Annotated in this window: 14 protein-coding genes and 1 pseudogene; 5 read left to right on the top strand and 10 right to left on the bottom strand. The window is 40.1% G+C overall.

Features of this window, described 5'->3' with window-relative positions:
* A partial coding sequence (locus ACT3RM_RS13500; RefSeq protein ID WP_444511389.1) for a TonB-dependent siderophore receptor occupies nucleotides 1-1,769 on the bottom strand: 1,769 nt, incomplete at its 3' end.
* Nucleotides 1,770-2,368: 599 nt separating this feature from the next.
* Here ACT3RM_RS13500 and ACT3RM_RS13495 point away from each other — a divergent pair.
* Nucleotides 2,369-3,286, top strand: a complete 918-nt coding sequence (locus ACT3RM_RS13495) for a porin (RefSeq protein WP_192542748.1) — start codon at nucleotides 2,369-2,371, stop codon at nucleotides 3,284-3,286.
* Nucleotides 3,287-3,380: 94 nt separating this feature from the next.
* Here ACT3RM_RS13495 and recG read toward each other — a convergent pair whose 3' ends face one another.
* The 3 genes from recG to asnC are packed head-to-tail and all read right to left on the bottom strand — an operon-like array spanning nucleotide 3,381 to nucleotide 6,712.
* A complete protein-coding gene (recG, locus tag ACT3RM_RS13490) occupies nucleotides 3,381-5,462 on the bottom strand; it encodes an ATP-dependent DNA helicase RecG (RefSeq protein WP_441995091.1) in 2,082 nt (693 codons plus the stop codon).
* A 59-nt stretch (nucleotides 5,463-5,521) separates the two neighbouring features.
* Nucleotides 5,522-6,208, bottom strand: a complete 687-nt coding sequence (gene trmH / locus ACT3RM_RS13485) for a tRNA (guanosine(18)-2'-O)-methyltransferase TrmH (protein WP_441835069.1) — start codon at nucleotides 6,206-6,208, stop codon at nucleotides 5,522-5,524.
* A gap of 45 nt (nucleotides 6,209-6,253) precedes the next feature.
* The gene (gene asnC, locus ACT3RM_RS13480) at nucleotides 6,254-6,712 is read right to left on the bottom strand and encodes a transcriptional regulator AsnC (RefSeq protein WP_441835068.1); all 459 of its coding nucleotides are present in this window, start codon (nucleotides 6,710-6,712) and stop codon (nucleotides 6,254-6,256) included.
* Nucleotides 6,713-6,917: 205 nt separating this feature from the next.
* Between asnC and asnA the strand changes: the two genes are divergently transcribed.
* Nucleotides 6,918-7,913: an aspartate--ammonia ligase gene (gene asnA, locus ACT3RM_RS13475; protein ID WP_441835067.1), complete on the top strand. Its 996-nt coding sequence runs from the start codon at nucleotides 6,918-6,920 to the stop codon at nucleotides 7,911-7,913.
* A gap of 100 nt (nucleotides 7,914-8,013) precedes the next feature.
* Here asnA and ACT3RM_RS13470 read toward each other — a convergent pair.
* From ACT3RM_RS13470 to ACT3RM_RS13445, 6 genes and pseudogenes are all read right to left on the bottom strand, one after another.
* Nucleotides 8,014-8,262, bottom strand: a pseudogene (locus tag ACT3RM_RS13470) (FapA family protein); the annotation flags it as partial.
* A gap of 219 nt (nucleotides 8,263-8,481) precedes the next feature.
* A complete protein-coding gene (locus ACT3RM_RS13465; protein WP_441835066.1) occupies nucleotides 8,482-8,874 on the bottom strand; it encodes a RidA family protein in 393 nt (130 codons plus the stop codon).
* Nucleotides 8,875-8,886: 12 nt separating this feature from the next.
* A complete protein-coding gene (spoT, locus tag ACT3RM_RS13460; protein ID WP_441835065.1) occupies nucleotides 8,887-10,992 on the bottom strand; it encodes a bifunctional GTP diphosphokinase/guanosine-3',5'-bis pyrophosphate 3'-pyrophosphohydrolase in 2,106 nt (701 codons plus the stop codon).
* Between the two features lie 131 nt (nucleotides 10,993-11,123).
* Nucleotides 11,124-11,399: a DNA-directed RNA polymerase subunit omega gene (gene rpoZ, locus ACT3RM_RS13455; protein WP_441835064.1), complete on the bottom strand. Its 276-nt coding sequence runs from the start codon at nucleotides 11,397-11,399 to the stop codon at nucleotides 11,124-11,126.
* Between the two features lie 94 nt (nucleotides 11,400-11,493).
* Complete coding sequence (gmk, locus tag ACT3RM_RS13450; RefSeq protein WP_441835063.1) at nucleotides 11,494-12,114, bottom strand: guanylate kinase; 621 nt, start codon at nucleotides 12,112-12,114, stop codon at nucleotides 11,494-11,496.
* A gap of 121 nt (nucleotides 12,115-12,235) precedes the next feature.
* Nucleotides 12,236-13,096 (bottom strand): YicC/YloC family endoribonuclease, encoded by an 861-nt coding sequence (locus ACT3RM_RS13445; protein WP_441835062.1) that lies wholly within the window; start codon nucleotides 13,094-13,096, stop codon nucleotides 12,236-12,238.
* A 178-nt stretch (nucleotides 13,097-13,274) separates the two neighbouring features.
* On the opposite strand from ACT3RM_RS13445, the gene rph reads away from it, so the two are divergent.
* The 3 genes from rph to ACT3RM_RS13430 all read left to right on the top strand — a co-directional run bounded on the left by rph (nucleotide 13,275) and on the right by ACT3RM_RS13430 (nucleotide 15,103).
* Nucleotides 13,275-13,988 carry a ribonuclease PH gene (gene rph, locus ACT3RM_RS13440; RefSeq protein WP_441835061.1) on the top strand — a complete coding sequence of 238 codons (714 nt, stop codon included), beginning with the start codon at nucleotides 13,275-13,277 and terminating at the stop codon, nucleotides 13,986-13,988.
* A 22-nt stretch (nucleotides 13,989-14,010) separates the two neighbouring features.
* Nucleotides 14,011-14,655, top strand: a complete 645-nt coding sequence (pyrE, locus tag ACT3RM_RS13435; RefSeq protein ID WP_441835060.1) for an orotate phosphoribosyltransferase — start codon at nucleotides 14,011-14,013, stop codon at nucleotides 14,653-14,655.
* Nucleotides 14,656-14,719: 64 nt separating this feature from the next.
* Nucleotides 14,720-15,103, top strand: coding sequence for a diacylglycerol kinase (locus ACT3RM_RS13430; protein WP_441835059.1), 384 nt, complete (start codon nucleotides 14,720-14,722; stop codon nucleotides 15,101-15,103).
* The last annotated feature ends 264 nt before the right edge of the window (nucleotides 15,104-15,367 follow it).

Here is a 15,367-nt window from a genome sequence, read left to right as displayed (position 1 = left end):
AGTGCGGGTTCACCATCAAGTTCATCCAAACTAGGGTCCATAAATGTTATCGAAGCAACTGTCGATAGGCCTTTAATAAACGAGCCGCTGGCATTAAGTTCGATACCTTTATGAGATTGAGTCCCATCTTGTACAAAGTAATTGGTGATGTGGTTATGATATTCCAGCATTTTTTCAATTTCGAATACTGCAACGGAATAGTTCATTGAGTCAGTTTGGTATTTTATACCGGCTTCTATTTGTTCACTTTCTTGTGGCCCTAACGATTCGCCCTCATTAATTGCTCCACTGCCAATTACTGCTACGCCACCTTCTCCAGCACCTTCAGAGTAACTGGCATAAAAAGCGAGTTGATCGTTCGGGTTATAATTTAAGCCAATGATAGGTGTGCTGAAGGTGCGATTATCTAATGTTGATTTAGCTTGGTTTGGTGCGGTCTGATCTTTTTTATATTGAATATGACGCAGCCCTAGAGTCGCATAAAATACATCATTAAAATGCAGGGTATCGGTAATGAAAAATGAGCTTTCGGTTGTGTCTGTTGTTGTTGGGTCGGGGTATTCTGGGAATTCAGGTTTACTTACATGTGTAGGGCTAAATATGTTACCAACAGGATTGTCTAACTCAAACCAGCGACCATCTTTAGATTGGTAGTCACGAATACTTGCGCCAATAACGAGTTCATGTTCAATACCTGCAGTAACAAGTTGCCCTGTAAAGAAGCTATGGGCAGAAACCGTATCATAGGTTTCATCTGGCGTGACTTGAATACTTGCTGATAGAACATTTCCTTCTAAGTCAACTGAATATATATCAGGAAAAATAGTGAATCTGTCATTCCCAGAAAGTGCGACTTGGTTAACCCACTGCCAATTATCATTGAGCCAAAAATCCACTCGCGCCGCTATATTGAAGGACTCGGTTTTATATCTTGCCCAAGGTTGGCCAAGTAATATTTCACTCGTGTCTACATAAGGAGGGAGCACGGAATGGCTATCATCATTTGGGTCACGCGCTAAACCTATAAGTGGTTGTGATACAGTGCTTTTGTCTTGATAGTCGCCATCTAAGCGAATAAAAATACGGTCAGACAGTTGCCAGTCTAGAGCTGCGCTGAAAAAGTGCCTTTCTAGATCGTCACCACCGGTAAAGTCGCCATTTTTTTCTACTGCGGCATTGATACGATAGCCAAAAGTTTGCTCACTATCTAAGGGGCCACCAAAATCTACATGAATATAACGGCCCGCACGACTACGAAATTCTGTCGTGATATCTAAAAAGGAGTCCATCGTTGGGCGCTTCGTTACATAGTTAATCGTACCGCCAGGATTATTAAAACCTGAGACCAAACTTGATGGGCCTTTAATAATATCGATTCGTTGAATATTCTCCAGTGGAACATCCTGATAAGGAGCAAGAGCGAGCCCATCTCGTCTTAGACCATTTGTCCAATCGAGTTGAAAGCCCCTCAGGCTGACAAAATCAAATACTGTGCCGATAGCCGTATTTTGTACAGATGCATCATTAGCAAGCACTTCGCTCAAAGTTTTTACTCTTTGATTCGTTATTAACTCTTCAGAAAAAGATTGAATAGAAATAGGTAAAAACTGAGGATCTTTGATCCCTAGTGCCGAGGCATTTACATCTCGGGTACTATAAAGTGGTGTACGCGTACCTTGAACTTCAAGTTTTTCAATAGATTGAGTTGCAAATGATTGCATTGAAAATAAACCAGTAAGAACACTTACTGTTAGAGCAGACCTTTTCATTTTTTTCCAACCTGAATTTAAGTAGTGTAAGTAATTATTGCTTTTAAATGTTATAACATAGCGAGTATGACATGTTTGAATTTTAATTGGAAGTGATAATAGTTATCATTTTGTTGTGTTTGTTTTTTTATTTTGAGAATGGGGATAATAAAAAATGAGCGCTTATTATGGCTGGCGGAGATCACCTTTACTAGCAAGTATTAAGTGAGCAAAGCATATTATTAGTTATTTTATGTGTTGTTATATTGTTACATTTTTTGGTATAAAGTTAATGTAAATAAATGTAAATGAAGCTGTAATATAGCAAAATATTTATTTTTGTTTAAACTAATCGTATTGCTTCTATAATGAACTGACCATGTGTTTATAAGTTGTGGTGCAGTACAGTTTTAATAAGTCCAACATATACTACAGACGGTCTAACTTTATAACCAACGCATGTTCTTAAAAATATACTTTAATTACAAAAATAATTACTTTTTATGAATATAAATTGACGTTTTTGTTTCAGTTGTCATCTTTCTGTCATTTTTCACTGGCACACTGCGCTCAATCAAACACGAGTATGTGTTTTTCGTTGCGATTATTGAGGAAACGACATGAAATTTGCAAAGTCTAGCTTATTCCTAGCTTTATTTGGTGGTTTATCTTTTTCGGCATTTGCGGATGTACATGTGTACGGTAAAGCAAATGTAACCGTGCAGTCCTCAGATGATGGCGATGAATCGTTTACAGAGGTTAAGAGTAATGCTTCTCGTATCGGGTTCAAAGGCTCAGAAAAGCTGCGTGAAGGCTTAGAAGCTGTTTACAAATTTGAATTTCAGGTCAATGTATCAGATGACTCAAAAGATACTTTTACTTCTCGTAATCAATATGTTGGTTTGCAAGGCAGCTTTGGGCAACTCGTTATTGGTCGCAATGATACAGCTTTAAAGCAATCTCAAGGGAAGTTGGACTTATTTAACGACCTTGAAGGTGATATAAAAAATCTATTTAAAGGTGATAACCGCTTAAGTGATACGGTTACCTATTCTTCGAATGACTTTAATGGTTTAAAAGTGCTTGCAACTTATGTTGCCGAAAAAGACAGTGAAGGAGAGAATGGTTATTCATTAGCTCTTACATACGGAGATTCGGGTCTTAAAAAAAGCAAACTTTATGCATCTATTGCAGCTGATAGCGAAGTAAATGGGTATGATGTCATCCGCGCAAGTCTTCAAGGTAAAGTGGCTGATATTAAATTAGGCGCTATGTATCAAAAGCAAGAAAAAGTTGATGGGACTGGTGAAGCTGATGGCTATTTAGTCAATGCGGCATATACTTTGAATAGCAATACGTTCAAATTACAGTATCAAACGATTGATTTTAAAGATGGTGATAACAACTCTGCGATCTCAGTAGGTGTTGATCATAAGTTTACAAAAAATATTAAGTTGTTTGGCTTTTATTCAACCTATGATTTAGAGAGTGATGTGGATCAAGACTATATCGCGTTAGGTATGGAATATAAGTTTTAGGATTCTATATTAATTTTTAAGGCCCTGTTGCTATTGCTTGGGGCCTTGTAGCTTCTTTGTATGTTTAACCTTTGTTTGCACAATATTTAATGCTTTAAGCCTGTGCATAAGCTGACTTACCTGCAAGCCAGCGCTGGATGAGCTTTTCTACTTGCTCTGGGTATTGGTTAAGCATTTGCATTGCGATAGGCCTAACTTGATTGAGTGTTTGTTTATCACGGTTTAAATCAGCGATTTTAAACTCAGCTAATCCTGTTTGCTTAGTACCAAGCACCTCACCTGGCCCGCGTATTTCTAAATCACGCTCAGCAATAACAAAGCCATCATTACTATCTCTTAATACTCCTAAGCGTTTTTGTGCTGTTGCAGATAAAGGGGCGTGATAAAGCAGCACACAGTGAGAAGCAACAGCACCACGGCCTACGCGTCCGCGTAATTGGTGTAACTGTGCAAGTCCCAGACGCTCAGGATTTTCAATAATGATTAAACTGGCATTTGGTACATCTACGCCCACCTCTATGACTGTTGTTGCCACCAATACGTGAATGTTGCCTGCTTTAAAATCACTCATGATGGCTTGTTTTTCTGCGGGTTTCATTCGTCCATGTACAAGGCCCACTTTTAACTCTGGGAGTGCTTGGGTTAATTGTAATGCAGAGTCTTCAGCCGCTTGGCATTGCAGTACTTCGGATTCATCAATTAAGGTGCATACCCAATAAACTTGGCGGCCTTGCTCGGTACAGGCTGTTTTTACGCGCGCAATAATTTCATCACGACGGGTATCAGGTAGTGCAACGGTTGTTATAGGTGTGCGTCCTGGCGGTAACTCATCAATTACTGATGTTTCTAAATCGGCGTATGCCGTCATCGCAAGAGTGCGTGGAATAGGGGTGGCAGTCATCACTAATTGGTGTGGGTAACAATCCCCGAAACGGCCTTTTTCTCTGAGTGATAAACGCTGGTGGACACCAAAACGGTGTTGCTCATCGATGATAATAAGTACGAGGTTATTAAAAATTACATCTTGCTGAAAGAGTGCATGGGTACCAACAATCATTTGCGCTTTGCCTGAGGCTATTTTTTCAAGAGTAGCAACGCGTTCTTTGCCTTTGGTTTTACCGCCTAGCCAAGCGACATTAATACCTAACTCTTCAAACCATTGAGTGAAGTTAATGCCATGCTGCTCTGAAAGTATTTCGGTGGGTGCCATCAATGCGACTTGATAGCCCTTACTTATAGCTGTAAGCGCGCTTAGGGCAGCCACTAAGGTTTTACCAGAACCAACATCACCTTGCACTAATCGCATCATAGGGTAGGGCTCTTGCAAGTCATTTTTTATTTCTGCGACTACACGACTTTGTGCATTAGTTGGTGCAAAAGCCAGCTTTGCTAAAAATTGCGGTTCAAGCGGGTTATTTGGCTTTAATGCAACGGCTTTTACTGTTTGTCCTTGTTGTCGTAATTTTAATAAACTGAGGTTTTGTGCCAGTAACTCTTCAAAAACTAAACGCTGCTGTGCTGGGTGCAAGCCTTGTTCAAGTGCTATTAAGTCAACATCATTAGGCGGGCGATGTAAAGTGAGCAGCGCCTCAGTTAAGCTCAATTGTGATAGCTGATACTCAGGTGGCAATAACTCTTCTACAGTGTACTTTTCTAATAAGCTGATAGCTTGATCGCTAAGGGCCCTAATCGATAGTTGTTTTAATCCTTCAGTAATGGGGTATACAGGCGTTAAGGTCGTCGTTGAGGGTTGCTCTGAGAGACTATCGCTTAAGCTGTATTCTGGGTGAGTCATTTCAAGACCATTACGACTACGGCGGACCTCACCAAAGCAACGAATTACTTTTCCTGCGCTTAGCGCATTTTTTTGCGCCGCGCTAAAGTTAAAAAAGCGCAGGGTTAAACGTCCGGTACCATCATTAACCTGACACACCAGCATACGGCGTTTACCAAAGGTGATTTGGCTCGTTTCAATTGTTGCTTCAATGCTTACATGGCTATGTAGTTGTAACTGATTGATCGCATAAATACGGGTGCGGTCTTCATAGCGGTGCGGTAAATGAAAGAGCATGTCTTGCACTGTATAAATTCCAAGTTTTACTAAGCGCTCAGCCATTTTAGGGCCCACGCCTTTAAGATCCGTAATTGGGTAGCGGCTTAATGTTAACGTTGACAAAGTCTGCTCAAACTTTTCATTTTAGGTGCTTTTGAGTTTACGTGCGAACACGGCTGTCATCAAGTATGTTTTAGTCGCTGCCAAAATGCATTATCGGCAACTATTTCACCTTGTTCATCAAGAGCTGGGTAAGGTAATGATTTTTCTTTGCACTTTTGCGCGATAATAGGGTGGCAACCTTCAAACAACATAGTGTGTTTAATATCTTTATCAAGCATATTGCGTTGGTATAAACCTGCATTAAGACGTTGGTTTTGGGCTTCAAATAAAATCAGTGCGGCAGCAACTGATACATTAAGTGATTGCGCCATACCTTGCATGGGAATGATGATGTTTTTATCTGCATGAGCAAGCGCTTGCTCTGAAATACCTGTTTTTTCTTGGCCGACAATAATAGCGGTTGGTTTAGTGTAATCTATATCGCGGTAATCAACAGCATCAGGACTTAAATTGGTAGCAAGTACCTGAACTTGAGGATTTTGCTTGCGTATGGTGGCGACAGCGGTGTTGATATCTCTATGTAAATGAGTAGCAACCCAGTTTTTACTGCCACCAGAGGTGTTGCTGGTTAACCACTTTTGTTTTTCAGGCCATACCGCGTGAACATGATGGCACCCGACAGCATCTGCGCTTCTGACAATAGCGGATAAATTATGGTGTTTATGTACATCTTCAAGGCACACGGTTAAGTCTGTTTGGCGACGGTCAAGCACCTCTTTAACACGGTGATAGCGAGTGTTTTGCATTGTTAACCTTGTCTGAAATTTCAATTTTTTGTAAGTATATCATTGCTAAGGCATAACTGAGCGGCTAATTGGGTTTTGTAGTGATATTAAAGTTTCGGTTGATTGAATTGCTTCAATCGCTTGAATCTTATTGATCAACACATCTTGTAAGTGATCGATCGAGCGAGTCATCACTTTAATAAAAATACTGTAATTGCCCGTCGTGTAGTAGGCCTCAACGACTTCTTCTAACTCCTTTAAATGCAGTAAGGTTTGTGGGTAATCACGGGCATTATTTAAGTTAATACCAATAAAGCAACATACATCATAACCGAGTTGTTTCGCGTTAATAGTTACCTGAGTGCCAGTAATAATATTGGCTTGTTTCATTTTTTCAATTCGTACATGAATTGTGCCGGCACTGACAGTAAAGCGTTTAGCCAGTTCTGCGTAGGGAGTGCGGGCATTGTCCATTAAAGCATAGAGGATCTGTTTATCGAGATTATCGATTTGATAACTTTCCATATGAATAGTACTTAGTAATTATTGAATCTTTGTTTTTTATACCATTAAATTAATGGATTTAATACATTAAAGGTATTTTTATTATTGGTTATTGAATTAAATGTATAAATGGTTGAGGATTACGTTATTGAGCTTTTGCCGCAGTGGCAAATAAGCAAATAAGCAAATAAGCAAGTAACAATAACTGGGAATGAGGCCAATTATTATGAGTTCACACTACCTGCAACAGCAGCAGCAAATCAGCAAGGTGAAACAGTTTTTTTCGAGTCAGCTGGAACAACAACTAGGCTTAATAGAAGTGCAAGCCCCTATTTTGGCTAAAGTCGGTGACGGTATTCAAGATAATTTAAGTGGTACGGAAAATGCTGTAGCAGTAGCCGTTAAAACGATTCCTGATAGTCAATTTGAAGTTGTTCATTCGCTAGCCAAATGGAAGCGAAAAACCCTAGCTGATCACAGTTTCAGTATTGGAGAAGGGCTTTATACTCATATGAAGGCATTGCGCCCAGATGAAGAGTCATTAAGTCCTATTCATTCTGTGTATGTTGACCAGTGGGATTGGGAAAAAGTAATTTGTGAAAGCACTGAGCGTTCACTTGATAAGTTAAAAGAAACCGTTCAGGCACTGTATAGTGGTATTAAAGCAACAGAGCGTTTTGCTGCAAGTGAATTTGATATCACGCCTTTTTTACCCGCAGAAATTACTTTTGTGCATAGTGAACAGCTACGTCAAATGTACCCTGACTTCACTGCTAAGCAACGTGAAAAAGCGATTGTTCAAGAGCATGGTGCAGTATTTTTAATTGGTATTGGTGGGGCGCTTGGCGATGGTGAGGTTCATGATGTTCGTGCCCCAGACTATGATGACTGGTCAACCCAGACCTGTGAGGAATACAGTGGCTTAAATGGTGATATTTTAGTATGGAACCCGGTACTTGAAGATGCCTTTGAGATTTCGTCAATGGGTATTCGAGTCAGCCCAGATGCACTTGCTACACAGCTTGCAATCACTAAAGATGAAGCGCGTCTTGAATTTGATTGGCATAAACAGTTGCTTGATAAGAAATTTCCACAAACAATTGGCGGTGGTATTGGTCAATCTCGCTTAGCTATGCTATTACTGCAAAAGCAGCATATTGGTCAAGTTCAAGTTGGCGTGTGGCCAAGTGAGCTTAAGCAGCAATTTGCTGAAATATTATAGTACGCTATAAATAAAAAAAGAGGCGACTTAGCCTCTTTTTTTATTATTTGTATTTTTTAGCCGGTTTTAAATTCAACTTCAATCTTTCCCTCTTCAAGCTTTATATTGCAAGGTGGGTAACTAGCTGTTTATCTGTCCTGGCCAGCTTTTTAAAGCAACTGTCAGTTTTAGCTGTCACGGCTGCCCCACTTACTGCAAGATTGATAGTCATCTGTGAGCCAGATTTGTTGCCTATTTCACCTGCGACTATCGTTTGTGCATCAATAATTTCACCGCCAAACAATTTACCTTGTAAGTTTTTTGCAGGGCCTATTTGTATAAGCTCTTGAGCATTGATTAAGTTATGATTAGCTTGGCCTTCAAGGTCGCAACACCGTTATGGCAAGCTTGAACAAGGAGTAATCCTTCTTTACTACAAAAGTTTAAGGGGGGAAGTAGGTCTTTTTACAGAGTGCTAGAGAAATATGAACGAGTCAAGAAAATGAATGTTTTGCTTGCAACACAAGCAAAAAAGCACCTAATCTTGATTAGGTGCTTTTGATTAACGCTTTACTTACATAACGTCAGGTTAGTTGGTTGACGGTAATTCCATAATGCCATCAATTTCAATCTGCGCGCCTTTCGGTAGTGCTCTTACACCAAGTGCTGCACGAGCAGGGAAGGGCTGCTTGAAGTATTGGCTCATCACTTCGTTGACGGTCGCAAAGTTTGATAAGTCAGTAAGGTAAATATTAATCTTTACTAAGTCTTGAATTTTACCGCCTGCTTCTTCACACACTGCACAGATATTTTTAAATACTTGATGAGTTTGCTCGCTAAAATCCTCAGATACCATTTCCATTGTTTCAGGCACTAGTGGGATTTGCCCTGATAAGTAAACGGCTGTACCAACTTTAACTGCTTGGCTGTAAGGACCGATCGCAGAAGGTGCTTTATCGGTCGAAATAAATGCTTTATTCATGTTTTTCCCTTGTTATTTCTTTCGATAGACTTTTTGCACATCAGGCATTACGCGAATGCGGCGCATGATATTAGCAACATGGACACGGTTTTTAACTGTGATCCCTAAATCTATCACGTACAAATTACTTTCTTTTTCGTCAGTGGTAATTTCAACAATGTTAGCTTGAGTTGTAGCAACTACATTGGTGAGTTTAGCCAGTGCCCCTTGATGATTTATTATTTCAACCCGCAAAGCAGCGATATATTCTTTTTCCGGGTTATCATCCCATTTCACAATTAGATACTTTGAACGCTCGTTCTCCCAACCACGTATGTTTTTACATTCTTGGCGGTGTACCGTAAGCCCTTTGCCTTGACTTATATGCGCGGTGATTGCATCTCCCGGTACTGGGCGACAGCATTTAGAGTAATTTACCAACATGCCTTCGGTGCCAATAATGGTCGCTTTGGCTTTTTTAGCAATATCAGTTAAGTCATCGGTATCTGATTGCAATAAGCGCTTAGCAATAAGCATGCTCATTAAGTTTCCTGAGCCAATATCAACCAATAACTCTAATACGGTATTTAACTCGTGTTCTTCAAGTACGCGGCTGATATTTTCATCTGGTATATCATCGAGTTTATATTCACCTAAAGCTGAATCTAATAAGCGAAGACCTAAATGCATGGCCTCTTCGTGATGTTGGCTCTTTAAGTAATTACGAATACCTAAACGGGCTTTCCCTGTGACAATAAAGTTCAGCCAAGTTGCATTTGGATGCGCGCCAGAGCTAGTGATCACTTCAACCGTTTGCCCTGTATCTAAGGCTTGACTCAATGGGTGAGGTTTTCGATTAACGCGAGCGCCAACACAGGTGTTACCTACATCAGTATGGACTGCATAGGCAAAATCAACTGCTGTTGCCCCCATGGGTAATTCTACAATACGACCATCTGGGGTGAATACGTAAATCTCTTCCGGGAATAGCTCTGTTTTAACGTTCTCAACAAACTCAAAGGATGACCCCGCACTTTGTTGTAATTCGAGTAAGCTTTGCATCCATTGGCGAGCACGTTGCTGCGAGGTGTTTCCTGCGCTATCGCCTGATTTTTTATACATCCAATGGGCTGCAACCCCTTTATCAGCCATATGATCCATATCGTGAGTACGAATTTGAATCTCAACAGGAATACCGTGCGGACCGACAAGAGATGTATGAAGAGACTGGTAGCCATTGGTTTTAGGTACTGCAATATAATCTTTAAAACGAGTTTCAATTGGTTTATATAAATTATGGGCAACACCGAGTACACGGTAACAGATATCCATTTTATCGACATTAATACGAAATGCATAAATATCCATTACTTCGTTAAACGACAGTTCCTTGTTTAACATTTTTTTGTAAATACTATATAGGTGCTTTTCTCGACCGGAAATAGTAGCTGTAATACCTGCCTCTTCTAAGCGGGCTTCTATTTCGGTTTTAATATTTGAGATAATTTCTTTACGATTTCCACGAGCTTTTGCCACTTCAGATCTAAGTGCGCGATGGCGCATAGGGTAAAGAGCCTGAAAACCTAAATCTTCCAGCTCGTTTTTAACATTATGGATGCCTAAACGATTTGCTATCGGTGCGTAAATTTCGAGTGTTTCACGAGCTATTCGACGGCGTTTATCAGGGCGTAAAGCACCTAAAGTCCGCATGTTGTGGGTGCGGTCGGCTAGTTTTATTAAAATAACCCGAATATCCTGCGTCATCGCCATGATCATTTTTCGGTAGTTTTCAGCTTGGAATTCTTTTTTATCTTTAAAGCTGAGCTTATCGAGTTTACTCACACCTTCAACCAACTCGGCAACTGTTTCGCCAAAAATTTCGGCTAAATCTTGTTGGCTAAAGTCAGTATCTTCAATTACATCGTGCATCAACGCTGCCATTAAGGTTTCGTGATCAAGATGCATAGTTGCAAGTATTTGGGTTACTTCCACAGGATGGGTGATGTACGGTTCGCCACTTGAGCGAGTTTGACCTTCATGGGCTTCACGAGCGACCACATAGGCTTTTTGCACCAGCTCAACATCGGCTGGGAGCAAGTATTCAGATATTTTCTTTTTTAGACCTTCAAAAAGATACAAAGTCACACTCCAAGGCGCTAGTGAAGTAAATCGGTAACGGTATGGATAGAATATACGATGAAAAGGAAGGATTGCCAACGGCTAGAGTCGAAATACTCAGCCGTTAGCTAAATCAGCACAGGGATGCGTGATTATTGGTTACCACCAACAATAGCAGCAACTGCAGCCATTTCAGCGGCTTCTTGGTGTTGTTGCTCTTCACGGTCAATAACATCCATAGAAGAATTATCAACTAAACCAAGTTCAATTTCACGTAAAGCAACCACTGTTGGTTTATCGTTTTCAGTGTCGACTAGTGGGTTTTTACCACCAACCGCAATTTGGCGGGCACGACGAGCCGCAACTAAAATTAAGTCAAAACGATTACCAATTGCATCTACTGCATCTTCAACAGTTACGCGAGCCATCTCAGCACTCCAAATAAATTTTTAAGCAAAGACGTAGTTTACTCCAACGAAGCAAATTCGCCAATAGCTAGTGGTTAATTTTTATCTATTAAGGTTACTTTAGTAAATTACTTAACAAGTTTTTATGACTAATCGCTTGGCTTTTCAATGATAAACGCTTTGTCATAACAATCATTTCAATTTCATTTAAAGTATTTTCAAAGTTATCATTAACTACTAAATAGTCATACTCATCATAATGCGAGGTTTCTGACTGTGCTTTAGCCATACGCCCAGCAATTACTTCTGCTGAATCTTGGCCGCGATTATTTAATCGTGCTTCAAGTTCTGTTTTTGAAGGCGGTAGAATGAAAATAGTTTCAACATCCTCAACCAGCTCTCGAACTTGGCGAGCACCTTGCCAATCAATATCTAAAAATACGTCAATACCCGCGGCTAACTGTTCTTCAATAGCTTGCTTAGACGTACCGTAGTAGTTATCAAATACTTGCGCCCATTCAAAAAAGTCATTTTTTTCAATTAATGATTTGAATTGTTCAACATTTACAAAATGGTAATGCTCGCCACTTTTTTCACCTGGGCGAGGTGCGCGAGTGGTGTGTGATACTGAAACCTTCATGTCATTATGTTTTGTAAGTAATGCATTAATAAGGCTAGATTTACCTGCCCCCGAAGGGGCCGATAAGATAAATAAATTTCCGCGAGTTTGCGCCATGATTTTCATCTCTACTAAAAATAAACAGGCTCGAGTTACGAGTAACTCAAGCCTTTAATGTTTACATTGTACTTGATTTAACGAACATTGCTCAAGTTGGTTACTTGAGTGAGTAACTGGATTACTCTATATTCTGGATCTGCTCGCGCATTTGCTCAATCAATACTTTAAGCTCTACAGCTGCATTGGTGATGTTGCTGTTGATTGATTTAGAAGCGAGGGTGTTTGCTTCGCGGTTAAATTCTTGCATCATGAAATCTAAACGGCGGCCACAAGCGCCACCTTTTTTAAGGATTTTTTTAGTTTCTTTTACGTGTGATTTTAAACGGTCTAGCTCTTCAGCAACATCTTGCTTTTGCGCAAGGTAAATAAGCTCTTGCTCAAGACGAGACTCGTCGATATCTGTTTTTAAATCTTCGAGCTTTTGGTTTAGTTTTTCACGCTGCCACTTTGCAATTTCAGGCATATGTGTTTCGATTACTGTAACTTGCTCTAAAATTGCATCAAGGCGGGTGGCTATCATTTCTTCAAGGTTGGCCCCTTCAGAAGCGCGGGCTGATTTAAAGTCTTCGATTACTTGGTCAAAACCTGAAATAAGAGTGGTGTTAACACTGTCCATATCGAGTTCTTCAGCTTCCATTACACCTGGCCAGCGTAGGATATCAACTGGATTAATATCGCCGTTACTTTGTTGTTGAACCCACTTAGCACTATTAATAAGTTGCTCAGCAAGTGCTTGATTAATTGATAGCTCGCCAACATGCGCAGGGTTTGCTACAAATTTTAAGAAGACCTCTACTTTACCGCGTTGTAAGTGCTTACGCAGACGCTCACGAATTACTGGCTCCATGCCACGAAATTGCTCAGGTGCGCGAATAAAAGTTTCAAGATAGCGCTGGTTCACTGAACGAACTTCCCACGTGCCAGTCCCCCAATCGCCTTTTATTTCGCGACGCGCATAAGCTGTCATACTGTGGATCATGGATATTTTCCTAAATTTATAAATACAATATTACGATGATTATACCGTAACACTGGTGAAGCTCTAGCGGAAATTTTTGTTGATGAGAATTTTACAATGGTCTTTTATGTAAATCGGCATGGCATCTAGCCTCACATCGACTTATAATATGGCAAATTCAGAATAAAGGGGATCGTTAATGCGTCCAAGCGAAAGAACACCTAACCAAATTAGACCGGTTACATTTACGCGCAATTATACTATGCACGCTGAAGGCTCTGTGCTGGTTGAGTTTGGCAATACTAAAGTACTTTGTACAGCAACAGTTGAATCAGGTGTACCGCGTTTTATGAAAGGCCAAGGTAAGGGATGGGTAAATGCCGAGTACGGTATGTTACCGCGAGCTACTCATACCCGTAATGGTCGTGAAGCGTCGCGTGGTAAGCAAGGCGGTCGTACTATGGAAATTCAACGCTTAATTGCACGCGCACTTCGCGCAGCCGTTGATTTGAAAGCGTTAGGTGAAAACACTATCACTATCGACTGTGATGTTATTCAAGCCGATGGTGGAACGCGTACAGCTTCTATAAGTGGTGCGTGTGTAGCATTAGTTGATGCACTTACTCATATGCGTAGTAAAGGTATGATCAATTCAAATCCTCTTAAGTTTATGATTGCGGCAATTTCAGTTGGTGTCTACAAAGGCCAAGCTATTAGTGATTTAGAATATCTGGAAGATTCTGATGCTGAAACAGATATGAATGTGATTTTAACTGAAACAGGTAAAATTATTGAAGTTCAAGGTACAGCTGAAGGTGAACCGTTTTCGTTTGACGAGCTTGATGAGCTACTGACATTGGCTAAGCATTCAATTCGCGAAATTATCGACGTTCAAAAGCAAGCACTCGCTTAATAGGGGAATAGGTTTAATAGCAATGAAAAATTATCAAAGAGAATTTATTGAATTTGCTCTTGAAAAGCAGGTACTAAAGTTTGGTGAGTTTACCTTAAAGTCTGGGCGTACTAGCCCATATTTTTTTAATGCGGGTTTATTTAACACCGGTCGCGACCTTGCGCGCCTTGGTCGTTTTTATGCTGCGGCTTTAGAAGATGCAGCAATTGATTATGATGTTTTATTTGGCCCGGCCTATAAAGGCATCCCTATCGCGACGACCACGGCGGTTGCTCTTGCTGATCATTATGATAAAGACATGCCTTACTGCTTTAATCGTAAAGAAAAAAAAGCACATGGCGAAGGTGGTACATTAGTAGGCTCACCACTAAATGGTAAAATCATGCTGGTGGATGATGTGATCACCGCGGGTACTGCAATTCGTGAATCAATGGAAATCATTGCAGATAATGGCGCAGACTTAAGTGGCGTATTAATAGCACTAGATCGTCAAGAAAAAGGTAAAGCAGAGCTTTCAGCAATACAAGAGGTTGAACGCGACTTTAATACTAAAGTTATCTCAATTGTAAAGCTTGCTGATTTAATTAGTTACCTTGAAACTAAAGGTACAATGGAAGAGCATTTAGCACCTGTTAAAGCGTATCGTGACCAATACGGTGTAGCGTAAATATAAATTTTAAAAGCCTCGCTAAGCGGGGCTTTCTTTTGACTATAATTAACAGAGCTTACAAATGAAAGATGTATTCAAGCCTAATGGCCTTGGCCTAAAGCGAGTTTTTAAAGCAACGTATTGTTCTTACCTTGGTTTTAAAGCTGCTTTTAAAGAAGAAGCAGCCTTTAGGCAGGAGCTTGTACTTAGTATAGTGTTACTACCTATTTCATTTTGGCTAGCTACATCCTTACTACACTGGGCATTATTAATTAGCACATTATTGATCATATTAATTGTTGAATTACTTAACTCAGCAATCGAGGCATTAACAGATCGTGTTAGTACTGAGCGCCATGTGCTATCAGGAAGAGCAAAAGATATGGGATCTGCGGCGGTAACACTTTCATTGTTGATCGTTATGATCGTTTGGGGTGCGAGTTTCTATATAAAGTTATTTCAGTAAACCCTCTATATAAACCAATTAGTACACCTAAAATGTTAATAAAGTGCTAGTTATGTTGTGTTTTTAACACATTTAGCTCAAATACTCAGCGAACAGTACTTTATTTCAAGTTTTCTTTAAAAAACGCTTGCGTAAAAATCTGTCCTCCCTATAATGCGACCCCACTGACACGGCAGAGCAGGCAACGCTTAGCGAGGCAAGCAGCAAGTCAGTAAGTCGAGTAAAACTTGAGTTTAGATTTTTTAGAAAGTTTAAAATTAAGTG

The organism is Pseudoalteromonas sp. AOP7-A1-14 (assembly GCF_052376275.1).
In the GTDB taxonomy this organism is placed as follows: Bacteria; Pseudomonadota; Gammaproteobacteria; order Enterobacterales; family Alteromonadaceae; genus Pseudoalteromonas.
The sequence above is the reverse complement of the archived record's forward strand: the minus strand, read 5'-3'. Positions and strand labels throughout refer to the sequence as shown.